Here is a 22,626-nt window from a genome sequence, read left to right as displayed (position 1 = left end):
TCTCTCCTTAATGATTGACTTTAAAGTATCGTATAACGGGATAAGAAAACTTTTTTCCATTTAAAGTATAAATTGCTGCAATTAAAATTAATATTGTTTCAAGAATAATAAGTGCAAAAGAAAGGTTTGAAACTGCGCTCCATTTTTTAGACATAAAAGTTAATAACAAAAAAACTGGGAAGAAAGTAAAATGAAGGTTCATCCCTTCTTTTGCATGATCAGCAAAATATTTATTCTTATTCCTTGATACTAAGTATACCAATATAGGTAAAATAAAGGTTAATAGTAGCGAGAACAGATGCATTAAACTTGCCAATCCTCTGTTTAATAAACTCTCTTTTTTCATTGTGCTTTTCCTCCAATAGCATATTTGATTGTTACCTTTTAAAGTGAGTAACTAAATTCATCATAAAAGGTGACGCTACTGGAGATTCAAGGACAAATGATAATTTTTTTCATTAAATACTTACATATCAGAATTCACGTTTGGATTTTTGTGATTTCTTTAAAGTTTTCCTTGTGTTTAAATACTTCATCAAATATAGCTGTTGTTATTTTTAGTTTGTCGTATTGTATGTTATAATCGCTTTACTGACTAACCTAAGCAAGTCAAAATGAGCTGTAGCGATACCGTACGCTACAGCTTTTTTTGTCCTCCACCACAAGGATTATTATTTTTCCAAATACTCCTCTGCTAGTTGCGGATTTTTGTATATGGCCATACCAGTTTGCAATTTTTTAAAGCCGATCTTTTCGTAAAAAGGTTCATTTCCTGTCGTTGCAATTAGCTGAATACAAGAAACATCCTCTAATTGTTGAATGATGTCCTCTAAAAGAGTTCTGGCAATTCCTCTTCCTTGATAATCTTTATGGACTACAACATCATAAATAGCAGCATTGAATACACCGTCTGAAAGAGCTCTCGCAAACCCTATAATTTTATGATCTTTTACTGCGAAAACTTGGTGTGTACTTGCATTGAAAACTTTTTTTATGATGCGTTCGTCATGTTTCATCCATCCTACCGATTGATAAACTTCTTTTAACATTGTTAGCTCGTTTTCCTCTACTTTATATTTAAGTAAAATCATTTTTCATTCCCCCAAATTTTGCACTTCTTTAAATCTATATTAATATCCCTTTTCTCATTACACAATATCTCTCAAATCTGTATAAAGGTATTTAATGGTGATCTGAATAGGCTACAATGGGTGCAATTATAGGTACACCAACATCTCTTGTAGAGTTTTGCAACTGTGATGATAAATGGGGAATGATGTCTATTTTATCGTTAATATTAACGATTATAGTTACTTTATTGTTATGTACATGGAGACTTGGACGATTACATACAATTGAATAATCCTCTTCCCTATTGGAATTAGCTAGGCTGAGGGAAAGCATAGAATCAAGTATAATGAAAAAATTAAAATACTTTAAGTGAAAAAGAGAATCCCGCAGTAAAAAGCTTTTCTGCGGGATTTTATATTGGTCGGTGAATAATCTAGGATTAATGTAGCAACTATTCTTTTCTTATTCATGTTCATATCATTTTCTTTTATTTTCTGGATCGTATAAATCCTTTAATAGTATCTCTTCCGTACTATTTTTATATTGAATGAGTATTTTGTCTTCGTCTGTCAGTTTCTTTTCTTCACCATTGTCCAGTAATAATGTATTTTCATCTAAAAATGTAAACGTGACATTACTTCCATCTTTTAAAATCCTGGCTGGTTCTGAAAAATCATTCCACTTTTCATAAATAATGATCTCATAGATATACTTCTGTCCCCTATGTTTCATCGATAAAGGATAACGATTGTCATTTTTCGTTTGAAAGGACAATGTAACCGTTGTACCTTGTTGTTGGACGGTTGTTTGTATGCCCTTTTCATCTGCTATCCACATGTGGGCAAAGAGGAAGAAACAACCAATGGATATAATAAGGAAAATGGATAGTAGTGATCCTACAATAATGAAAATCTTTTTCCTATTTTTTGATCGCACCTTTTTAAAATAATCGATATTTTTATCCTCCTTTTTTTGCTCATGGGTACGTTCTACCAACAGGTTTTCCTGCATTTCCTTTACATACTGTTGGCACTCCTCACATTGTTCCATATGTTTTTCTATTTGTTTATTTGTCTCTTCGCTTGTTAAATTTTCTATGTAGCTCGGGATTAAATCTCTAAAAACGCTATGATTCATTATTTTCCCCACCTTTTCTGATTTGTTGTTTTGCACGATAAAATGTTACTCTTGCCCAGTTTTCTGTTCTTCCCAAAATGGAGCCAATCTCTTTAAAAGATAAATCACCTAATAATCTGAGATAAAGTATTTCACGGTTTATCTCACTCAGTTGTTGAGCTTTTTTATAAAAATTAATTTTGTCTTCATTTCTAAAATATTCATCTTCTAAATTATAAAATATAGGAGTTTCATCACTTAGTGAGTTCACTAACTGGTGCTTGTTTTTTTCGCGATTCATTTCTTGTAACCACACGTTTTTCGCGATTGAACATAACCACGTTGAAAATTTTGCTTTTCCGTTATTATGAAAGTTTTCAATGGACTTAATGGCTTGATAGAACGTCTCTTGCGTTAATTCTTCAGCAGATTGACTATCATTTGTAAGGGTTAATAAATACCTAAAAATAAAATCCCCATATTCTTGATATATATTTTCTTTATCCACGATTTACCTCCTTTCTAATGAGAATTTTGCTATTCTGAATCAAGTCTTTTGAAAGCCAATCATCTATATATCCAAAAATTTGTTGATTCGTTACAACAATTTTTTTATTTTTTTCTTTATTCATTTTTTGTGCCCTAATCATTTTTATTGTGGGGTTTGAAATATCCTTCATTTCTTCTAAAGATTATCACGCCTGTTGATTAACAATTGTGATCTCCTATATTGACACCGAGGATTACTGTCGTCTAGTGACCCCTTTCGTCCTTATTGTTCTATCACATCCTCTCATTTATTGTTTCTAGCCGGCATCATTTTTATCATTATTCACCATTTATAAATCAAGCCTCTTGACGAACGTTTGTTCCGGTATTAGAATAATGAAAAAAGGAGGCAATTTTATGCAAAAAACGAACACCATCGAATTAGTACATTTCTCAGAAGAGTACGTGGATAGTTTAAATGACTTTGACCTTCCAGAAGAACAAAGTCAATTTACTGCCCTTCCAAAAGAGATTTCTATAGAAACGGTTGGACAATATCCGATTGTTATTTTGAGTGATCATGTACCTGTAGGATTTTTTGTCCTGCACGCAACAGAAAGAGTAAAAGAGTATTCTAATAATCCAAAAGCTATGCTGCTTACTGCATTATCTATTGACCATAAACAACAAGGAAATGGGTACGCCAAAAAAGGGATGCTAGCATTGTCTGAATTTATGAAGAGGGAATTTAAAGAATATAATGAAGTTGTTTTAGTCGTTAATCTTAAAAATATTCCGGCTCAAAATTTATATTTAAAAGTTGGCTTTGTCGATAATGGGGAAAGAAGAATAGGACGTATTGGCGAGCAAATTGTTATGAACCTAAACATTTAATGGATTTTCAAAAATCACTCGTCATGACATGGGTGATTTTTTTGTTCTCCCCTTTTCTAAAATCTAATGACAACTTGTAAACCCCTTTTTGGTGTCCTGATTAATTGATTGAATTATTCCGTTCTATTGCCAATAGTTGAGTCTTTTCATTTAGTAAACATAATATTTTTATCAATACTACTAGCTCTTATTTTGCAAGACACATATGGTAATTCTCATCAAGTGAAAATATAAAAACAGGAAAAGAAAACGATTTGTCTTTCTTTTCCTGTTTCATTTTAAGTTTTATGGTCTACCTCGATGCAAGTAATGTTGTGTGGCATTCCCTGCATTAAATTGCTCAGTAATATATTGAACAGCGTCTTGTAGAGCTAATTTACTGTTACACGTGAAAACATCTATTGCCGCATAACCGTACTCCGGCCACGTATGAATCGTTAAATGTGATTCTTGAATAATGACTACACCGCTAACCCCATACGGTGAAAAATGATGGAAATGTTCGGTTACAATCGTTGCCTTTGCTTTATGAGCGGCTTGACACATAATCTTTTTAATTTGTTGCACGTCATTGAGTAATGCGTCATTGCAATCGTGCAACTCTAATAAAATATGATGCCCTAATGCATGCTTGGATTGTGATTTTTGTACTGTTCTCTTCATTTGTGAAAACTTGTTATTTTTGCAATCTGGGCAACCACTGGCTTGAAGTTGAGCAATCGTGCTGTATTGATAGCCAGCTCCGACTGTAAGGGCGTGCTGACAATGGCTACACTGATAAACGACGGATTTTCTCTCTATTTCTCCTGTGTAAATGGGTCGCGTAAATTTACGCTGATTAGGAATATAAGGAGTCATTTGCTCTGTTGTTTGTAATACGAATAATTGGCTTGTAGCACCTAAAATCTGCGCACCTTCATAGGTGTTTAAGTCGTATTGGATACTGCCAATCACGAAGCCCATAGCATATAAGCTTTGCTGTAGTTGCCACTGCTTTTGGTAGCTACGTTTAGCATAGGAAAAAAACACATGTCGCATTGCTTCAGGCTTTAATGCGTTAATCGCACGTGATAAAAAAAGCTGTGCGCCAGTCAAGGTATACGGTGTGTCTGTGTATACGCAATCAAACTGGTGGGCGTATGTTTTAGGCAAAGGCTCCTGAACGTTATAATAATCTGTTTTAATCGGAAGCTCATAGTCCTTAGCTATTTTGCTAATCGTACATAAAAATCGTCTATCAATATCTAACACAACAATTTTAGTGGTAGAGTTTGGAGCAATTTTCTTTAGTAAAAACGCTAATGCAACACTGATGAAATCATCATCACCTAAACACAAAATACGCTTATTGAGTAGCATCGTATAGTCAAGTGCGAGCAATGCACGTTTTAAGGCTGTCTCAACTGTACATTTTGCTTGATCGATTGCCACGTCAGCAGAAGGTCTAGCTTCATAAATAGTGCTTAATTCGCTAATATTTTGTGTGATCCATTCTGTACGAAATGCATCATCTGTCGTTAACTGAAGATACAGTTTAGCATCCGCACCTGAGAGTTGAAAATATTGTGAGATAGCGAGCTGGCCCTTTTTTGTTAAGCTATGTTTACCCCAACCTTGCTTGGCAAATTCTTTCTTCATTGCTGAAACGATAGGTATTGGTAAGTCTGTCGTATGAGCTAAAGATTTAGTTGTACAATTTTCGTGGAAATATAAAGCAAGTAGAGCTTTTTCTAATGTATGATAGTGTTCTTCAAGCTGCATATCAGCTGTAATTTGTTGTAATTGTTTTTGCATTGTAGATTCGTCCTCTCAATTTTAATAAGAAAAAAATTAAAATTGTCTAAATCAACGAATAGAAAAAGCGCGACTAAAACTAGTCGCGCTAAACGTTTATACGAAGCTAACTAATTCTAATCTTGCTTTTTTGCACAACAAATAACACCCTTAAATAGGTGGTTTGTTCGACAAAATAAGCTATAACGTTGATTCAGATTAGAATTCTACAATTAACAAAAAGTTCACCCTTTTTTAAAATAGTCTTTTTACTATATAATAGATATGAAAATTTCGCAAGTTTTAGTAAATCATCTCTTTTATAGTGTGATATTCCCTTAAAATGTTGTATTATGGTATGGTTTACAGTATCTATCCAATCTAAATGAGGGTTTCATTAAGTGTATTAGTATGGGGGGAACAATAAAAGTTAGAAAGGGGTTAATAAGATGAGAGATATTAGAGTTTATCATGTGGATGCATTTACAACAGAAAAATTTGGAGGTAATATAGCTGGCGTCGTGCTAGATGCTGAAAAATTATCCGAAAATGAGATGCAAAGTATCGCAAAAGAACTAAATTTATCAGAGTCTGTATTTTTACTACCTTCAAATAATGAAGATATTGATTATAAAGTAAAATACTTTACTCCCACTGAAGAAATCAACTTTTGCGGACATGCAACTGTTGGGTTAACATGGCTTGTGGCGACTGAGTTTGGTCTTGCTGAGAAAAAGGAAGGTATAGTGCTAGAAACGAATATCGGTAGAGTACCGGTTGTATGGCATAAGGAAAACGGAAAAGTTATCGATGTGGAAATGACGCAAGTAACGCCAAAAACACAAGATATCGATATTGATGTGGAAGAGCTTAGTCGACTAATCGGCGTCAATTCCAAAAGCATTGATTTAACCTATCCAATCAAACTAGCGAATACTGGTGTCTGGCATTTACTCGTTCCAATAAAAGATCAAATCGATATCGACAATGCAGTGCCAGACTTAGCAGCGTTAGCAAAACATAATAAAGAACATAATATCAGTACGACACATCTTTATACTTTTACTAATTTGCAAGAATATGAACTATATACAAGAGATTTTGCACCAGGGATTGGCATACCAGAGGATCCTGTAACTGGTGCAGCAAATGGTGCATTAGCGGGCTTCTTCTATTTAGAAGGCGTTATTCCTCAAGGTGACATAACACATCTTAAAATCGCTCAAGGAGATGCGATTGGAAGACCTGGAACGCTTTATGTGACTGTTATTCCGAATGAATTAAAACCAGTCATCAAAGTTGCAGGAGCTGCTACCATCACAATTCGAGGTATTTTAACTATCTAAACATAGCAGCTTAAATTTGAGACTTTTTTATAGGTATGATTTTCAAAAATCACTCTTTATGACATGGGTGATTTTTTTCTGTTCTCCCTTTTACTGATGGTGCCTACACATATAATTGTCAGTGCAGATAGACTGTTTTGACAATCGGCTATTTAAAGAAAAAATGCCAACGTCATATGTAAGGATTACATACTCTTTTGGATGTTCTAATTGAATTATTCCACTTCATATCAAATCTTCAAGTTCCTTCTAATAGTTTACATAATATTTTTATTCAATAAATAAAGTGTTCCCCTATTTGGTAAGTTCTCATGGTAGCGTTGAAGAAGAAAAGAGACGCTTATTGTAGTAATAGGTAAGCCTTTGACGTTATCTCCGGCTTTCCCCCGTTTCAAAAGGTGAAACAACCAACCAGATGACATCTCCTTTGTCAAAAGTACTATTAATTGTAATTGCATTAATAACATTTCGCTAAATACTTCTTTACCATCTACATACATAATTAAGGTTATATGTTTAATATTTAAAGAATCACTCATTTCAAGTGAAATGCCACCCCCGTTATAGATAAGATAGATTATTAGTTTATATGAGCTAATCTCATTAAAAATAGAATTCTGGGTAATTTATGTAATTCCAACTCTCCCCCTCCTCAATTCTCCGCACCTGTCTATTTACCTTTATAACTCTCATCATAAAATATCTTAATTGCAATTCATTTTTACAAATACAACAGGAGAGGTGGTAAAAACTTAAATGAATCTAATAAATGAGATTAACCAAAAAATACAACAAATCATTAAAAATCTGAAGCAAGATCAATATAATGATGGTTCTTGGAGATATTGTTTTGAAAATGGCCCAACGACCGATGCAAATATGATTATCATGTTAAGAGTATTAGATTATGATGATGAGAATCTTATAAAGAAACTTGTTGCACGTCTACTTCAGCAACAGCAAAATAACGGTGCTTGGAAGCTTTATGATGATGAAAAAGGAAATTTATCTGCAACAATTGAAGCATATACAGCTCTTTTATTTTCTGGACATTTGAATAAAGATGATCCGTCGATGAAATTAAGTGAACAATTTATTGTGGAGAATGGAGGACTTGAAAAAAGTCATATTTCTACTAAGTGTTTACTAGCTATTACCAACTTATACCCTTGGCCAAGACTATTTCCTATCCCACTTAGCATCATGAATATACCAAAGTTTCTAACATTTAATTTTTTTCATTTTAGCTCATACGTACAAGCACACTTTCTTCCTATCTTAATATTAGGACACGATAAATTTGTAGTTACTTATAAATGGACGCCTGATTTACAGCATTTATTTTTATCTCAAAAGAAATATAATTCACTTAAAAAGAAAAAAAGATGGTTTAGTTTATTTAAAAAGATATTGCCTACTTATAAAGAATCTACGAGGCTAAAAGCTGAACAACATATATTGAATTGCATTGAAAAGGATGGGACATTATATAGTTACGCAAGTTCTACATTTCTTATGATTTATGCACTACTTTCTCTAGGTTATAAAAAATCTTCTCCTATTATTCAAAATGCTATTGGAGGTATTAGATCTTTTTTATACGAAAAAGGAGATGTTTTTCATATTCAAAACTCCCCTTCGACTGTTTGGGACACTGCGCTAATTTCTTATTCCTTACAAGAATCGGGTCTTATCATTAAGGATCCAGCTATCCAATTAGCTTCGAACTTCTTAATGGAATTACAACACAAACACTATAATAAAGGATGGGGTTTTTCAGAAAGCAACTCCATTAATCCTGATGTTGATGATACACAAGCGGCATTAAGGGCACTATCTAATTTCACATGTAGTCATTCTGAATTTCGTATGGCCTGGAATTCGGGAGTTAATTGGTTATTAAACATGCAAAACAATGACGGAGGCTGGGGAGCATTTAAAAAAAATAGTCCTTCATACATTAAATGGCTTTTCCCCATACAGAGTTTTGAAGACACTGCTATAGATCCTTCTGCTGCTGACCTCACTGGCAGGACATTGGAATTTCTAGGGAATCATTTAAATTTGACTATGCAGCATCCTCGTGTAATGAACAGTGTAAAATGGCTAATAAAGAATCAAACTAATGATGGTTCATGGTACGGACGTTGGGGGATATCTTACATTTATGGTACATGGGCCGCTGTCACAGGCTTAAAGGCAGTTGGGGTTTCATCTGATCATCCAACTATTCAGAAAGCAACAGATTGGTTGTTAAATATAAGACAATCTGACGGAGGCTGGGGTGAATCATGCCAGAGTGATTTTCATAGAGAATATATTCCTTTACTCTATTCTACACTAGTACAAACTTGTTGGGCGGTTGATGCATTAATTTCTATCTCTGAGTTTCCTACAAAAGAAATCACAGAAGGAATTATTAGAATTTTAGAATGGCAAAATACAGAAACTAGTCGGACCACTTATCCTACAGGTGCAGGTTTACCAGGACACTTTTATATACACTATCACAGCTATCAATACGTATGGCCTTTGGTTACATTGAGCCATTACCTAAAAAAATACAATTAGTTCATTATTGGAGTTTTTTAAAAAAAATAGTTAATCTATCTACCCCCCCTCCTTTTTCATCTCATATACTATATTGTTCCTATCTTTTCTGTAATTTACTTTTATTTGAAAGGAGGTTTTTGTCAATGGGCAATATTGATCCTAATTTAATGCGTGTTTTCCGACAAAGAATTAGAAACCCTCATTGTTTCGGTCGTGTATGTGGAGCTCTTAGATCATGCAACTATCATCAGTTAAGAAGTCCCGCAGGTGCATATGGTCTTGTTGATCGTCTATCTGACTGCTGTGGAGTACCTATAACAAGAGATCAGAGAGATAATGCAGCACACTGGCTTATGAATTGTGGAGTTGATCCTCTAAACTCAGCTCACCGAAGAAGGATGTGGGGTATTGTTAGGGGAGGTTTGTGGTAAATCGAAACACTTTATAGCAGGGCAACTAACCATGGTTAGTTGCCTTCTTTTAAAATAAGTTGCGAGACACACTCTACATGTGCGGAGTGTATGTGGCAACATATGGGTGCTGGTGGGTTAAATTAAATTAAAAAATGACTCTGCTCTACTTTAGCGAAATACCAACTTACTGTATTTTCTACTTTCACTTACAAAAAGAGCATCAATCCCTTTTTGATCAGCGACTCTATTAAGTTGAAGAATTATTTCATTATGTATCTAAGTTTGATTACCTCAAGTCTTTCTTTTTTCTTCTTTTCTTCTTTTTGATTCTTTTACATAATTAATATAGTTCCCTGTTCCTTCTATTGCTGAAACTGCAATGATGGCCCATTCTAGTGGATTAACATCTCTTAGCGTTTCCTTTCCATAGAGTAATGTAATGCTAGCAATAAACCCATAGAGAATTGCTTTAGAAAAATACTCCCAAATAGGAGAATAATTTTCTATATTAATTTTGTCGTATATTTTTTCTATTAAGATTACCATTCCTATAATTAAAACTACGGTTATAATCATTTCCGTCTTCATAGTCCGCCTCCATAAAAAATTTTAACACATGCTTCATTATATAATTTCTTCGAAAATATCTTCAATCCTTTGTGTAACAAAAAAATCTACTACTGGGAATCCGTTCTTTTATCATTTCTTTATTATTAAACTAACTCCAACCACTTCTACGACTTTAGTTGCCATTATTAATCTCTTGGTTATAGGGAACAGGTCAACCATTTTTTATTGTTTTAACAGGTATGCGGAAACATATCTACTACAATTTTTCAAAGCCGGAATCTTAGTACCTAACACCTAAGATTACAACCTCCAATACAAGAGCGCCTCCTATGATAGGAACTCCTCCGTACTTAATTATTCCATTGAGAAAATCTTTGTTTTCAGTATCCTTTGCTGAAATACGATCTGTAATAGTTATCATCATCTGCTCTGTTATTTGCACTCTTTCTTCAACAGTGATTGTGTCCTTTTTTAAGAGCTCACGTACACCTTTGAATTTAACATAGTCCTTCAAATCGCCATCCTGAAAATCTGAGAAGCTATCACGATTTCTAAAATAGCGAAGCACCTCATCTACGTAGCTATCGTAAATCGGATAATCGAGTGGATTGTGATGGCTACAATACTTTGAGGCAAAGGAGTAAAAATTCTTCCCTGTATTACCTATAGTTACATACTGGACATCTCCTACCAGGGTAACATCACCGGCCTTAAGTCTCGCATCTGTAAATATGCTTAGCTACAGGATAGATTGAGAAAATGTTCGTACTATAAAAATCGTTAAGCGTTGATGTCTTCAAAAGAATATCGATAACGTCTGTATTCTTCGGGCATAGCTTAAAGAACAGTTTATTAAGTGCATCCTCCTGCAGGTGGTAGATCTCAAGGCCGTCCCACTTTACAAGATAAAACTCAACCCGCTCGATCGATGGATAAGGAACATCAACATCCATTTTCTTCTACGAGTATATACACGATTAAAAGTCTTTTTCTGCTTGAGCGCAGATGGATCTGCAGTTCCATCAGAATCTAAGAATAAACGGAACTTTCTAAGAAGAGACAAGTAACCACTAACAAGTGAATTAACATTACCGGCTGCGTTCTCAGAAAGTGGAGGTGAAAATGTTACTATATCCATACCTTTTGTTTCATCACATATATTTCATTAATTAATTGTAAGTTATGCGGATAAAAAATCATCTTCCTCTCACACTAATGGTGGAGGTGAGATGATCATGGGTAATAATAAACATAAAAATAATAAAACTCAAGACAACAAAAAACAGCAGAATCAAAATCAAAATGCTAACAGAGAACGTAAAAATGAAAACAGAGAAGAGTTCGCTGAAGAAGTAGATTTCAGTAGTATTCAAAATGAAAATAAACGTTAATAGTGATAAACTAACTCCCAATATTCACCTTAGAAAAAGGTGTGTATTGGGGATTTTCTTATTGTGTAAACATCACCTAGATCCGTCTCTTTCGATTTCTTAAAGTACAAAAAAACCGGAAATAATTCCGGGCTGATTACCACTTACTTTTTTCCTTCATGACACACTGTCTCGCTTTCGCATTCGATCTTAAGAATAACCTAAGACAACGGTGCTTTAGCTTACAGTTGTTGGTTATTCAGAGTAAACGATCTATCGTACTCATCGGGTTAACCCTTATAATGGTGGTTTTAACTTTTTATTTTGATAAGAATTCAGATACCACCAAAGCCGTAATACAATAAATATCTATTGGTATCAATAAGAGCAATCCTATTATCCAGTTTAATTTTATATATACATTAGATGGTATTATTTTCAATGTTATTTTTGTATTTCCTACGAGTTCATTATTTTTCCGTACCCCTTCTGAAATATTCTCAACCTTCAGTTCTGCTTGAGTTAAATTAGGATTATGAAAATCAACCTCTAAAAATGCGTATTGAGGATTTGAAATCGACAATTTCACACTCCTTCGTTTCATCCTAATTCCTTAATAAATCAATTAAAAGCTTAAATTGCATGTGGCTATTATATTCACAAGGTAGTAACAATATGCACTATTAATTTACAAAGTTTTGCAATGAGACCAATCAATTGTCGATTATTGACGTAAAATTTTAAAAAAATGGAGCGTCTACCCCATATCGCATGGTAATTTTCATTTATCTTGATCTCCTTTCCTATCCTGCATACGAAAAGCACTTCATAGAATTTTCAATAAAATTACCTATTTGTTTCATATTTCCACATTAACATCAATACCTTTTTATTTGAAATGAAACTCTTTGATGCTCAATTTCTCTCGAATGCTCTCCCATTTCAGTTAGGTTCGAACAGGTAAGTTTAAACTGATTGGGAACATTCCTGTCCCCCACCGTCATCTGCAGCTATACCTCCCAAAAAAGAGGTAGTAAAACGGGCTGTAATAAGTCATTTACAACCTCATAATAAAAGCAGATGACTATGTAGAGGTCCATTACAGAACTTCTAAGCCATCTGCTTTTATAGGCAAGCACTTTTTTATCATTAAAAAGAATGGAGATAAGGTTAGTTCCTCTTCTTAGTCTCCAATTCTACACTTCTCCTTTTTTACGAGCCGCCATTTCATCTTTCATTTCTTCTTTTAATCCTTCAATTGACTTTTGACGCCGCTTATTTTTTTCTTTAATCATTTCACTTTGCATAGGGTCTGCAAACTCCAAACTAATTTCCGCTTCATGAAGTTTTTCTTCAGTGTTTTTAACGATATCACGGATTCGTTCAACGTTATTGGATCTATCATCTGGTTTTGAGTGTCTTGAATTAGCCATGGTAACCTCCTGAAATTTGACATAAATTTAGGTTGGCTAATTTAGTTGTTCCTATGTGTACTAATTTTTACTAAGAAGAATGAACGGTGCTGATCACTCAAATGCAAAAGATTCCTTGCATGCAAATTTGATATTCTTCACACATTTATTCAAACGGCTATGAATGAGCTCCTCTACCTGTGCTTTTAGAGCTTGATTGGCATAACGTAGCACTTCATCTTCACCTGCTGTTTTGATGATTACATCGCTGAAATATTCATCAATTTTGACCCATTTTACAACGGCAATATTTTTCTTAGCCAGAACTCGCCTTTTATTGTAGAAATCATGTCTTATATCTTTTAATAAATCGTCTACAATATGGATGTAGATTTTGGACATTTTTAACTTTTCGAGCTATGAATAGTCTTGTTGTAATGACCTGATAGCCATATCTAATTTTATAAACTCATACAAAACACTACGATCCTCACCATTAATCATCAACGTCCACCATCTTTGCGTCTTGAATCCTACATCCGTCTCTAGTAACAATTCCTTTTTGATTGTATCAGTTCCTGTAACTAGCCCTTATTATTTAGCTAGGTTTTGTCATTTGTTTTCAAAACTCTCAAAATTGATTATATCTGTTAGCATTTTCCTTACTCGGATTTTAATCAATATTTCTGGAACATAATAAGTTATGTTGAAATAAAAATTTATAGTAATTAAGGAGTGTAAACATGAAGAAAATTCTATACCCTTCAATAGTCGTTATGTTTTTGATTTCCATTTTTTTGTACAATTCAATTTCTGCAAAATCCCAAACTTCGGAAAACATTGAAAATCCTTCACACATAGAAAAAAAAGATGAAGGGACAGTTGTTTTTAATTACAAAACAGATTTCAAATCTTTAGCAAATTTTTTCAATCTTACTGAGAATAAATATTTCCAAATGCGGGAAGAGAAAAGTATGATAGAAATTGCTGAAATTCAAGGAATAAACAAAGATGACCTATTTTATTACTTGGTCGCTAAAAATTATGAAGCTCTGGAATCGGCATACAATAAAGGGCAGGTAGATTTACATTTTGTTATGGATTATGTTTTATATTTAAAAAAAGATGTGGAACAAGAAATGCAAGCTAAAAGAGATATAGACCTTCAATACGAAGATTAATTTTGTAAATAAATTTATTAAATCAATTTCAATCAAATTAGTCGACTCAACTTTAGATCTATGGGAAAACAGCCTAATAAAAAACAGGCCTATTACCTGTCATTTGTTGTTTCTAATATGATTAATCAACAGCTTTTCCACTTGTGATTTAAGAGCTTGATTTGCATAACGGAGTACTACATCATTACCTGTAGTGGCAACTTGCACGTCACTAAAGTATTCATCTACTGGTTGCCAACCTACTACTCTTATACGTTTTTGTGCAAGTTCTCGTTTGAGGTTAAAATATTCTTGTCTTAGATCCTTTAGCAATGAATCCATCATTGGAAGAAATACCGTTTTCATTTTAAACTGCTCTAATTTACAATAATCAACCTGTAATGATTTAACTGCTAGCTCTAACAAAAGATACTTATGAAGTAACTGTCTTTCGTCGGCTTTAATCATAATAATCAGCATCCAGTTGGGCTGATTGGATACCTTGGATTGGAATACTTTTCGTTTTAAGTAGTGTTTCAAGTATGAGTACATTAGTATTAATCGATTTAATTATTCCAGTCCATTGTGTGATTTTGTAGTCCTTCCACACTTCTAATTTTATGTCCAATTGCCGATTAAAAGCTTGATCGATTGTTTTTTGTAGTTCTTCCAGTTCCCACTCAGTCAATTCTCTAAACTGTTCTATGCGCTCTTGTTTGTACTCTCTAAGAAGCTCTAAATGCTCCGGCAACATCATCGATGCCCATTTAATATTACCTCTGTCTTGTATCATTAATAAATCACTCCTATGCCAAATGACCACCAACTAAGCGATCTCGATTAATAGCTGTACCAGCTTTTGTATAAGAAACTGCCCTTAATATTGATGTTGCTCCAAACCGATTGCGTATGGCATCCATAGTAGGTCCTATGATTTGACGTTGTGGTTTACGTTCGTCAAATAAATCTAATTGGACACTATGCTCTCTTTCAAGGTTCGTTATTCGTACAGATAATTGACGAGCTGGCTCTCCTGCAAAGTGTTCATCCAGTAATTCAATACAGGTTTTATACATCACAAGAGTTTCACTTGTGGGCACTGCAATTGTTTTAGACCGATGGAACCCTTTGGTCATGGCATTATGACTGTAGGAAAGACCTAAGCTGATTGTACGGCCAACAAACCCTGCATCACGTGTGCGTTTCATTACGTCTTCGCACATTTCTAGGAGCACTACAGAGATTTCTTTCCGTGTGTGATAATCCCTCATCAGCATTTGGCCCTTCCCAAAACTTAAAGCTCCGTTTGTTATTAACGGCTCCCCTAATGTGGATAAATCGATTCCCCATGCATGGTAATAGAGTTGATTGCCCATTACACCAAAGCGCTTTTCTAATTCTTTTAGATCTGCATTAGCCAAGCCACCGACTGTTTGTATCCCCATAGCATTTAGATTTGCTTCCATCTGTTTACCGATTCCCCACATTTCAGAAAGGGGTCTAACTGGCCATAATTTCTTTGGAATATCATCATACGTCCATTTAGCAAAGCCTGTTTTCTTTGCTTCAAGGTCTAAAGCTAATTTGGCTATTAACATATTGGGTCCCATCCCTACTGCACTAGGTATATTAAATTGGTCAAGAATAGCCCTTTGTATTTCCTTAGCCGTTTCTTCAGGTGAACCCCAAAGCTTTTCAGTGCCGGTTAAATCAACAAAACTTTCGTCTACACTATACACATGTATAGCATCAACTGGGACGTAATTAGAGATCAATTTTGTAATCGTCATCGACATTTGAATAAAGAAACTCATTTTAGGCTCAAACAATCTAATGTCAGGATGTTTAGGTATTTCATAACGACGACTACCAGTTTTGATACTAAATTTTTCTTTCATTAAGGGGGATGCAGCAAGCACTACGCTACCTGGTTGGTCAAAATTTGCTACTACTGCAACTGGAGTTTTTAAAACATCTAGCCCATGTAACATCGCTACGATGCTGGCGTAAAAGCATTTCATATCGATACACATAATAGGTCTATTTGGCATACCCTCATAATTCATATAACTTCGCGCCCCTTACTAACAAAAGGAATAACGACTAGAACATTACTGATCAAAAAAGTACGTTTTTTTGCACATCTTGTAAAACAAAATGCTTGAAATAAATCACCAACAATTTTAATGACTTTTACACGCCTTTTTGTTACGGAACCATCTTTCGCTACATACATAATGTTCACTAATTGATTGCGTTGCATAGCTTTAATCAGTTGCTCTCTCACCTTAGTTCCTCCCACTATCTCTCAAAATTTTATTAAATGTTGGCTAATCACTTTATATAGACTTTCGATTTGATTAAAAATAAATGTAACTGGAGCTTCATCAATTTTCATCTTTTCATTAGTTTCAATTTCTGCGGATGTGCCTCCTGATAACGGTTCAACTTCCACAAATTGAATGGCACCTGGACTTATAAACCTTTTATATCCAATTTGAATTGAAATATCTCCTACTCCAAATAATAGCTGTGTATTATGATATTTTTTATTGGCACAATGATTTTCCTCTTTACCTATCATATGTAAGAACGTTTGTTTGTATACATTTTAGAACAAACGTTCTCTTTTTAGCAATATTAAATTTTTGGAAACAAAAAAAACCCAGGTACTCAAATGTGTGCAGAGATAATAAAGTTGTTTAATTCTTATTGAATTAACAGAGTGGTTTGTTTAGGTTAATAATTTTTCTTTGTTATACTTGATTTATGGAATTAGGGAGGAGAAATAAAATGGGAATAAAATTAGCAACTAAAAATGAACTCCAATGGGTAAATGAACAGTATCAGAAAATAGGTTTTGTGCCAAGTAATTTAGAAAGAGAAACAATTGCAATAGTTACATATAAAGATAAATATGCAGGCGTAGGTAGAATTGTTTATCTTAATGGAGAAGAAGCTGAAATTGGCGGTATATGTATATTAGATGAGTTCAGAGGACTATCGCTTGCAAATGAGTTAGTAGATTACTTAGTAAAAGAAGCTAAAAAAAGTAATTTAAAAGAAATCTACTGTCTACCATTTGAAGAGTTAAAGTGTTTTTATGGGAAATTTGGTTTTGAAGAATTTGACTATGAGGGAAAACAAATTAACAATCATATATTAAAGAAGTATCAATGGTGCTTAGACAACTATGAGAAAAAGGTTTTATTACTTAAATTATAATACTTCCTCTTCAAGAAACGGATGCGATTCTTCATTATGATGGTCGCTTTTTCTTGTGCTGCTATCGGAAAATCAACTTTTATACATTATTAAATTTTAATCTTAAAATAATTGGAGAAGTTAGGATGTCAATAAAGAACCTTTTTTATAACGTTGCTTATTATTAATTAGAGGACCTCCTAATAAAAATGGGTATTACGAAATTAATTATTTAGAAGGAGAAAAAATGCGTTCAGAAAAAGAAATGATGGAATTGATATTACGAGTTGCTGAGAAAGATGAAAGAGTACGAGCTGTTGCAATGAATGGTTCTCGAACAAATTCTAATGTGCCTAAAGATACTTTCAGAGATTATGACATTGTTTATCTTGTATCTGACTTACAATCGTTTCTAATCAATCCTGATTGGGTAAATGTTTTCGGAAAAAGAATAATAATGCAAACACCAGAGGGTATGGCAATGTTTCCACCTGAATTGGGTGGGAGATTCACCTATCTAATGCTATTTGAGGATGGTAATAGAATTGATTTAATGCTGATTCCGAGTGAGGAAAAAGATATTTATTGTTCTGAAGATAGATTAACAGTTATTTTATTAGATAAAGATGGGAATATGCCTAAGCTTTCTGAACCAACAGATAAATATTACTGGATAAAAAAGCCTTCTGCTGAATTTTTTGCTGATTGTTGTAATGAATTTTGGTGGGTTTCAACTTATGTCGCAAAAGGGTTATGGAGACAAGAAATACTTTACGCCTATGATCACTTAAATAGTGTAAGAGAAATGTTACTAACAATGCTTGAGTGGAAAGTTGGTATAGAAACCAATTTTTCTTTGAGTGTAGGAAAAAATAGTAAGTACTTAAAGTGCTACCTTGATAACGAAATTTGGGAAAGATTGATGAAAACATATCCAAGTGGAGATTACGAACAAGTTTGGAATTCGTTGTTTGAAACAATTGACTTGTTTGAGCAAGTAGCTATTGAAGTAGCAAGTATTCTCGAATATCAATACCCTTTTGAAGATGCGAATAAGGTGAAACAATACATTACCAAAAATTGAACTCAATATTTATGAAGGTATACCCTTAAAGGGTGTTTGCCATAAAAGGTTTCTCACGGGACTTTTAGGTAGTTTCTTGCCTATTGAGTTACATATATGTCTGCTAGCACTCGGCGTACCGAAAGCCCATCAAAGGAACCTTAAATGACCCCATCTAATAACAAAATGTTATTCATTTGTCCCCTCCATCTCTCTTGTTGTAATTTTCAGAAACTTAAAATCTTTGTTAGGTAAATTAAAGATACTTCAATATGAGCTATTTGATAGATGAGGTAAACTCAACATCAGAAAAGTTGAAAAAAGTTGATATACCTTAACATTTGTAAATGTAATATCACAAGCACATAAGGAGTTTAAAATGCAGTTATTAAAGAAATTTTCATTATTATTTATCTCTATCTTATTATTCGCATATTACTATCAGTATTCCTCTATAAAAGAACCATATATAGAAGCGAGTGCAGCAATACTAATGGATGCTCAATCAGGAGAAATTCTTTATAGTAAAAATCAAAATTTACCTCTTGCCCCAGCAAGTATGTCAAAAATGATGACTATGTATTTAGTACTAGAGCAAATTCATTATGGTACATTAAACTGGGACGATCTAGTTATCATTGGTCCTAATGCTGTAAATAGTATAGGGGTTAAAATTGAGGTACAGGCTGGTGATCTTCTAACTGTAAGAGATTTATTTTATGCAATGGTTATTTCATCAGCCAATAATGCTGCTGTTGCATTAGCTGAACATATTACTAAGGATGAAGAGACATTTACAGATCTCATGAATGAGAAAGCAAGGAAACTACATTTAACAGATACTACTCACTTTGTTAATGCTACTGGGCTACCTAATGCAGAAAATGTAGAATCAAAAATGTCTGCTTTAGATTTGGCGATGCTTGCACAGCACTTGTTAAAAACTTATCCTGAAGTATTAGATGTAACAAAACAAACTTCTTATACTTTAACTAATGGGACAAGCGTTCACCCAACAAATAAAATGCTTTATGCTTCTGAATTGCAGTTTAAAGGAATCGATGGATTAAAAACTGGATTTACAGATGAAGCCGGTTATTGTTTTACAGGAACAGCAAAGATAGATAATAGAAGATTGATTTCTGTTATCATTGGAACTGATGAGGATACAAAGCGTTTTATAGAAACAAAAAAATTATTTTCCTATGGATTTCAATAATTTTATATTTTTATTAAAAGAGGCATACTTACTAGGAACTTTGTGTAAGTATGTCCTTTTACTTTAGATGTTGGAGTGAGGTATTAGTAAAAGAGACTTAAAGTGTAAAAGTTGGTATGTTATTATTTATCAGTACTTGAAAAATCCTTTTTGAAAGTGGTGTGGTAAATGAGTAGTACAATAATGATTGTAGAAGATGATTTTAAAATGGCTGAACTTCTCGCAACACATATTAAAAGATATGGATACGAAAGCATTATTATAGAAGAATTTGATAATATTTTGGACGATTTCAATAAAATAAAACCTGATTTAGTTTTATTAGATGTAAATTTACCCAGCTTTAATGGCTACTATTGGTGCCGTCAAATCCGCACTGTTTCTACGTGTCCAATCATTTTTATATCGGCAAGAAATGGAGAGATGGATCAAGTAATGGCAATGGATAATGGTGCAGATGACTACATTACAAAACCATTTTATTATGAAGTGGTGATGTCAAAAATTCGTAGTCAATTGAGGAGAGTATATGGTGAATATGCACCTAAACTAAATGAACGCGTTGTAGAGCAATCTGGATTGACACTTTTCCCGGAAAGAATGGAGCTCAGTTTTGGAGAAAAGGTCGTTAATCTGACTAAAAAGGAGACAGTGTTATTAGAGATGTTATTAATTAAAGCTCCCCTTCTTGTTAAACGTGAAGCGCTTTTTGAACAGCTTTGGGACACACATGCTTATGTAGACGAAAATACACTTAGTGTATATATTGGTCGGGTCAGAAAAAAAATACAATCCCTAGGTATTAATGATGGAATCGAAACCATTCGTGGTGCTGGATATCGTTTAATTATTACTTGGAAAAAGGATATTGATTAAGAAATGAAAATATTTTTAAAAGAACATATTCCGCTTATTGTTTTAACAATTGTTCAACTATCCATTATCCTTCTAGTTTATTGGCTTGAAGGTTTTTCTAGTATTTGGGTTATGTTTTACGTTGTATTCCTTTGCGTTTGTTTATTTGTTGGATATCTTATTTATCGATACCTTAGCCATCGTTCATTTTATTCGATTTTATCTAATCCACCAGAAACAATGAATGAAATGCAAAAGAACGATGATTTAACTGTACTAACAGAAGCACTAGAAAATTTGCTAGAAGCACAATACCGAAATTATCAATATCAATTAAGGAAATGGGAAAAGAAACAACAGGACCAACTAAATTTTATGAATCAATGGGTTCACCAAATGAAAACACCCCTCTCTGTCATTGAATTAATAGCACAGGATGCAGATGATGAAAGAATAGATAGTATTGCAGAAGAAACAGATCGGTTAAAAAATGGCTTAGAAATGGCGTTATACGTTGCACGCTTAGAAACCTTTGAACAAGATTTCATAGTAGAAAGAGTATCATTGTTGACAGTAATCGAATCAGTTATCGATGAAAATAAACGCTATTTTATCCGTAATAATGTTTATCCAGAAGTAAAAGTTAATACCGATTTGGAAGTTGAAACTGATAAAAAATGGCTTAGATTTATTCTCAATCAACTTTTTTCTAATGCAATAAAATATTCAGCAGGAAGTAAAGAGAATATTAAAATCTCAGCTTTTAGCAGAGAACGTGAGGTTATTTTAGAAGTAAAAGATTCCGGAGTAGGTATAGTAGCCTCTGATTTACCAAGAGTGTTTCAACCATTTTATACTGGGGAAAACGGTCGGAAATTTAAGGAATCGACAGGAATGGGATTATACCTTACACATGAAGTATGTAAAAAATTAAATCATAACATTACATTAGAATCTGAAGTAGGAAAAGGAACGACAGTTCAAGTCGTTTTTCCTTCTCGTTATAGCCGATAAATGGATATCATTTATCGGCTTTTTATTCTTACAATGTTGTTAGATAAATGTTAGTGAATGTGCTACTAGTCAATATTGAAATTGATTATACTGCTAAATAAAAGAATGTAAGAAAGGTGAAAATTTATGGAATTACTAAATGTATGTGACTTAGACAAAATTTATAAAAGTAAAGTACCTTATACTGCCCTATCCAATATTAACCTAAAGGTAAACGAGGGTGAGTTTGTGGGTATTATGGGACCTTCAGGAAGTGGAAAAACAACTTTATTAAATACAATTTCAACTATTGATGCCCCCTCTTCGGGGAAAGTCATTTTAAATGGAAAAGAACCTCATCAATTATCAAAAGAAAAACTAGCTTTATTTAGAAGAAGGGAGCTAGGTTTTGTTCATCAAACATTTAACTTATTATCTACATTAACAGTAAAAGAAAATATTATTTTGCCGCTTACACTTGATGGTGTACATCCTCAAGATATGAATAATGAGGTATTAACTATTGCTGAAAAACTAGGTATTTCAAATATCTTAAATAAATATATTTATGAAATTTCTGGTGGTCAAGCACAACGGGTAGCTATTGCTCGTGCAATAATCCATAGTCCAAAATTAATACTAGCCGATGAGCCTACAGGAAACTTAGATTCAAAAGCTGCAGAAGAAGTAATGGAAGAACTATCGAAAATTAATAATGAGCTAGGTACAACGATAATGCTTGTGACACATGATGCAATAGCTGCAAGTTATTGTGATCGTATTATATTTATTAAAGATGGAAAATTTTATAATGAAATTTATTGTGGAGATAACCGCAAAGTATTCTATCAAAAGATTCTAGATGTTTTATCTTTGTTAGGAGGGTGAAAAGTGACTTTTCTACAATTTGCGATTAATAATGTACTTCGAAATAAGCGTATATATATTGCCCACTTTTTAGGTAGTTCACTATCAGTTATGTTTTTTTTCATATATGCTTTCTTAATATTTCACCCGGAAAAACAATGTTAGTTTTACAAAACAATTAATAAATTAAAAATTTAAAATAAAAAAAAAATAACCATCCCAACAACAATCAAATTTAAAAAAACGTTGTACGCGTAA

The 22,626-nt window shown here is 33.4% G+C and carries 29 protein-coding genes; 12 read left to right on the top strand and 17 right to left on the bottom strand.

Annotated features, from left to right (window positions below; genetic code table 11):
* Positions 1–7 precede the first annotated feature (7 nt).
* Both ACMZ42_RS16220 and ACMZ42_RS16215 read right to left on the bottom strand, forming a co-directional pair.
* A complete protein-coding gene (locus ACMZ42_RS16220; protein ID WP_370081126.1) occupies positions 8–346 on the bottom strand; it encodes a DUF4870 domain-containing protein in 339 nt (112 codons plus the stop codon).
* 325 nt (positions 347–671) lie between these two features.
* The gene (locus tag ACMZ42_RS16215; protein WP_415732032.1) at positions 672–1,091 is read right to left on the bottom strand and encodes a GNAT family N-acetyltransferase; all 420 of its coding nucleotides are present in this window, start codon (positions 1,089–1,091) and stop codon (positions 672–674) included.
* A gap of 116 nt (positions 1,092–1,207) precedes the next feature.
* Here ACMZ42_RS16215 and ACMZ42_RS16210 point away from each other — a divergent pair, with 116 nt between their 5' ends.
* A complete protein-coding gene (locus tag ACMZ42_RS16210) occupies positions 1,208–1,363 on the top strand; it encodes a hypothetical protein (RefSeq protein ID WP_415732031.1) in 156 nt (51 codons plus the stop codon).
* Between the two features lie 185 nt (positions 1,364–1,548).
* On the opposite strand, the gene ACMZ42_RS16205 is transcribed toward ACMZ42_RS16210, so the two are convergent.
* The 3 genes from ACMZ42_RS16205 to ACMZ42_RS16195 are packed head-to-tail and all read right to left on the bottom strand — an operon-like array spanning position 1,549 to position 2,819.
* The gene (locus tag ACMZ42_RS16205) at positions 1,549–2,208 is read right to left on the bottom strand and encodes a zf-HC2 domain-containing protein (RefSeq protein ID WP_370081122.1); all 660 of its coding nucleotides are present in this window, start codon (positions 2,206–2,208) and stop codon (positions 1,549–1,551) included.
* Complete coding sequence (locus ACMZ42_RS16200) at positions 2,198–2,695, bottom strand: RNA polymerase sigma factor (RefSeq protein ID WP_415732030.1); 498 nt, start codon at positions 2,693–2,695, stop codon at positions 2,198–2,200. Before ACMZ42_RS16200 ends, ACMZ42_RS16205 begins: the two co-directional genes overlap by 11 nt.
* Positions 2,688–2,819: a hypothetical protein gene (locus ACMZ42_RS16195; protein ID WP_255350012.1), complete on the bottom strand. Its 132-nt coding sequence runs from the start codon at positions 2,817–2,819 to the stop codon at positions 2,688–2,690. Before ACMZ42_RS16195 ends, ACMZ42_RS16200 begins: the two co-directional genes overlap by 8 nt.
* Positions 2,820–3,093: 274 nt before the next feature.
* On the opposite strand from ACMZ42_RS16195, the gene ACMZ42_RS16190 reads away from it, so the two are divergent.
* Positions 3,094–3,570: a GNAT family N-acetyltransferase gene (locus ACMZ42_RS16190; protein ID WP_415732029.1), complete on the top strand. Its 477-nt coding sequence runs from the start codon at positions 3,094–3,096 to the stop codon at positions 3,568–3,570.
* Between the two features lie 285 nt (positions 3,571–3,855).
* Here the strand turns inward: ACMZ42_RS16190 and speD are convergent, their stop codons facing one another.
* On the bottom strand, positions 3,856–5,364 hold the full coding sequence (gene speD / locus ACMZ42_RS16185; protein ID WP_415732028.1) for an adenosylmethionine decarboxylase: 1,509 nt from the start codon (positions 5,362–5,364) through the stop codon (positions 3,856–3,858).
* A gap of 428 nt (positions 5,365–5,792) precedes the next feature.
* On the opposite strand from speD, the gene ACMZ42_RS16180 reads away from it, so the two are divergent.
* Entirely contained in the window at positions 5,793–6,689 is an 897-nt protein-coding gene (locus ACMZ42_RS16180; protein WP_415732027.1) for a PhzF family phenazine biosynthesis protein, read from the top strand.
* Positions 6,690–6,946: 257 nt separating this feature from the next.
* Here ACMZ42_RS16180 and ACMZ42_RS16175 read toward each other — a convergent pair whose 3' ends face one another.
* The gene (locus ACMZ42_RS16175) at positions 6,947–7,228 is read right to left on the bottom strand and encodes a hypothetical protein (RefSeq protein ID WP_415732026.1); all 282 of its coding nucleotides are present in this window, start codon (positions 7,226–7,228) and stop codon (positions 6,947–6,949) included.
* A 217-nt stretch (positions 7,229–7,445) separates the two neighbouring features.
* Between ACMZ42_RS16175 and ACMZ42_RS16170 the strand changes: the two genes are divergently transcribed.
* Positions 7,446–9,260, top strand: coding sequence for a prenyltransferase/squalene oxidase repeat-containing protein (locus ACMZ42_RS16170; protein ID WP_415732025.1), 1,815 nt, complete (start codon positions 7,446–7,448; stop codon positions 9,258–9,260).
* 686 nt (positions 9,261–9,946) lie between these two features.
* Here ACMZ42_RS16170 and ACMZ42_RS16165 read toward each other — a convergent pair.
* Together ACMZ42_RS16165 and ACMZ42_RS16160 are read right to left on the bottom strand one after the other, a co-directional pair.
* Positions 9,947–10,243: a hypothetical protein gene (locus ACMZ42_RS16165; RefSeq protein ID WP_370081098.1), complete on the bottom strand. Its 297-nt coding sequence runs from the start codon at positions 10,241–10,243 to the stop codon at positions 9,947–9,949.
* Between the two features lie 262 nt (positions 10,244–10,505).
* Complete coding sequence (locus ACMZ42_RS16160; protein ID WP_415732024.1) at positions 10,506–10,739, bottom strand: hypothetical protein; 234 nt, start codon at positions 10,737–10,739, stop codon at positions 10,506–10,508.
* 721 nt (positions 10,740–11,460) lie between these two features.
* On the opposite strand from ACMZ42_RS16160, the gene ACMZ42_RS16155 reads away from it, so the two are divergent.
* Positions 11,461–11,616 carry a hypothetical protein gene (locus ACMZ42_RS16155; RefSeq protein ID WP_170938954.1) on the top strand — a complete coding sequence of 52 codons (156 nt, stop codon included), beginning with the start codon at positions 11,461–11,463 and terminating at the stop codon, positions 11,614–11,616.
* A 298-nt stretch (positions 11,617–11,914) separates the two neighbouring features.
* Here ACMZ42_RS16155 and ACMZ42_RS16150 read toward each other — a convergent pair whose 3' ends face one another.
* The 3 genes from ACMZ42_RS16150 to ACMZ42_RS16140 all read right to left on the bottom strand — a co-directional run bounded on the left by ACMZ42_RS16150 (position 11,915) and on the right by ACMZ42_RS16140 (position 13,409).
* The gene (locus tag ACMZ42_RS16150) at positions 11,915–12,178 is read right to left on the bottom strand and encodes a hypothetical protein (RefSeq protein WP_415732023.1); all 264 of its coding nucleotides are present in this window, start codon (positions 12,176–12,178) and stop codon (positions 11,915–11,917) included.
* A gap of 613 nt (positions 12,179–12,791) precedes the next feature.
* Positions 12,792–13,028, bottom strand: a complete 237-nt coding sequence (tlp, locus tag ACMZ42_RS16145; protein WP_053595505.1) for a small acid-soluble spore protein Tlp — start codon at positions 13,026–13,028, stop codon at positions 12,792–12,794.
* A gap of 93 nt (positions 13,029–13,121) precedes the next feature.
* Positions 13,122–13,409 carry an aconitate hydratase gene (locus tag ACMZ42_RS16140; RefSeq protein ID WP_415732022.1) on the bottom strand — a complete coding sequence of 96 codons (288 nt, stop codon included), beginning with the start codon at positions 13,407–13,409 and terminating at the stop codon, positions 13,122–13,124.
* Between the two features lie 341 nt (positions 13,410–13,750).
* Here ACMZ42_RS16140 and ACMZ42_RS16135 point away from each other — a divergent pair, with 341 nt between their 5' ends.
* Positions 13,751–14,188 carry a hypothetical protein gene (locus ACMZ42_RS16135; protein WP_415732021.1) on the top strand — a complete coding sequence of 146 codons (438 nt, stop codon included), beginning with the start codon at positions 13,751–13,753 and terminating at the stop codon, positions 14,186–14,188.
* Between the two features lie 99 nt (positions 14,189–14,287).
* On the opposite strand, the gene ACMZ42_RS16130 is transcribed toward ACMZ42_RS16135, so the two are convergent.
* Genes ACMZ42_RS16130 through ACMZ42_RS16110 form a run of 5 tightly spaced genes read right to left on the bottom strand, consistent with a single transcriptional unit; the run spans position 14,288 to position 16,751 of the window.
* Positions 14,288–14,635, bottom strand: a complete 348-nt coding sequence (locus tag ACMZ42_RS16130) for an aconitate hydratase (protein WP_415732020.1) — start codon at positions 14,633–14,635, stop codon at positions 14,288–14,290.
* Positions 14,628–14,960: a YolD-like family protein gene (locus tag ACMZ42_RS16125; protein WP_415732019.1), complete on the bottom strand. Its 333-nt coding sequence runs from the start codon at positions 14,958–14,960 to the stop codon at positions 14,628–14,630. The genes ACMZ42_RS16130 and ACMZ42_RS16125 overlap by 8 nt, the downstream gene beginning before the upstream one ends.
* A gap of 13 nt (positions 14,961–14,973) precedes the next feature.
* Complete coding sequence (locus ACMZ42_RS16120; RefSeq protein ID WP_415732018.1) at positions 14,974–16,233, bottom strand: DNA polymerase thumb domain-containing protein; 1,260 nt, start codon at positions 16,231–16,233, stop codon at positions 14,974–14,976.
* On the bottom strand, positions 16,230–16,454 hold the full coding sequence (locus tag ACMZ42_RS16115; RefSeq protein ID WP_415732017.1) for a transcriptional regulator: 225 nt from the start codon (positions 16,452–16,454) through the stop codon (positions 16,230–16,232). Before ACMZ42_RS16115 ends, ACMZ42_RS16120 begins: the two co-directional genes overlap by 4 nt.
* 21 nt (positions 16,455–16,475) lie before the next feature.
* A complete protein-coding gene (locus ACMZ42_RS16110; protein ID WP_415732016.1) occupies positions 16,476–16,751 on the bottom strand; it encodes a hypothetical protein in 276 nt (91 codons plus the stop codon).
* Positions 16,752–16,960: 209 nt separating this feature from the next.
* On the opposite strand from ACMZ42_RS16110, the gene ACMZ42_RS16105 reads away from it, so the two are divergent.
* The 6 genes from ACMZ42_RS16105 to ACMZ42_RS16080 all read left to right on the top strand — a co-directional run bounded on the left by ACMZ42_RS16105 (position 16,961) and on the right by ACMZ42_RS16080 (position 22,389).
* Positions 16,961–17,392 carry a GNAT family N-acetyltransferase gene (locus tag ACMZ42_RS16105; protein WP_415732015.1) on the top strand — a complete coding sequence of 144 codons (432 nt, stop codon included), beginning with the start codon at positions 16,961–16,963 and terminating at the stop codon, positions 17,390–17,392.
* A 226-nt stretch (positions 17,393–17,618) separates the two neighbouring features.
* Entirely contained in the window at positions 17,619–18,455 is an 837-nt protein-coding gene (locus tag ACMZ42_RS16100) for an aminoglycoside 6-adenylyltransferase (RefSeq protein ID WP_415732014.1), read from the top strand.
* 358 nt (positions 18,456–18,813) lie between these two features.
* A complete protein-coding gene (locus ACMZ42_RS16095; protein ID WP_415732013.1) occupies positions 18,814–19,653 on the top strand; it encodes a D-alanyl-D-alanine carboxypeptidase family protein in 840 nt (279 codons plus the stop codon).
* Positions 19,654–19,821: 168 nt separating this feature from the next.
* The gene (locus tag ACMZ42_RS16090; protein WP_415732012.1) at positions 19,822–20,529 is read left to right on the top strand and encodes a response regulator; all 708 of its coding nucleotides are present in this window, start codon (positions 19,822–19,824) and stop codon (positions 20,527–20,529) included.
* A gap of 3 nt (positions 20,530–20,532) precedes the next feature.
* Positions 20,533–21,522, top strand: coding sequence for a sensor histidine kinase (locus ACMZ42_RS16085; protein ID WP_415732011.1), 990 nt, complete (start codon positions 20,533–20,535; stop codon positions 21,520–21,522).
* 126 nt (positions 21,523–21,648) lie between these two features.
* Positions 21,649–22,389 carry an ABC transporter ATP-binding protein gene (locus ACMZ42_RS16080; protein WP_415732010.1) on the top strand — a complete coding sequence of 247 codons (741 nt, stop codon included), beginning with the start codon at positions 21,649–21,651 and terminating at the stop codon, positions 22,387–22,389.
* Positions 22,390–22,626: the final 237 nt, after the last annotated feature.

The sequence above is a fragment of the Lysinibacillus sp. NPDC056185 genome, assembly GCF_047737915.1.
Classification (GTDB): domain Bacteria; phylum Bacillota; class Bacilli; order Bacillales_A; family Planococcaceae; genus Lysinibacillus.
The sequence above is the reverse complement of the archived record's forward strand: the minus strand, read 5'-3'. Positions and strand labels throughout refer to the sequence as shown.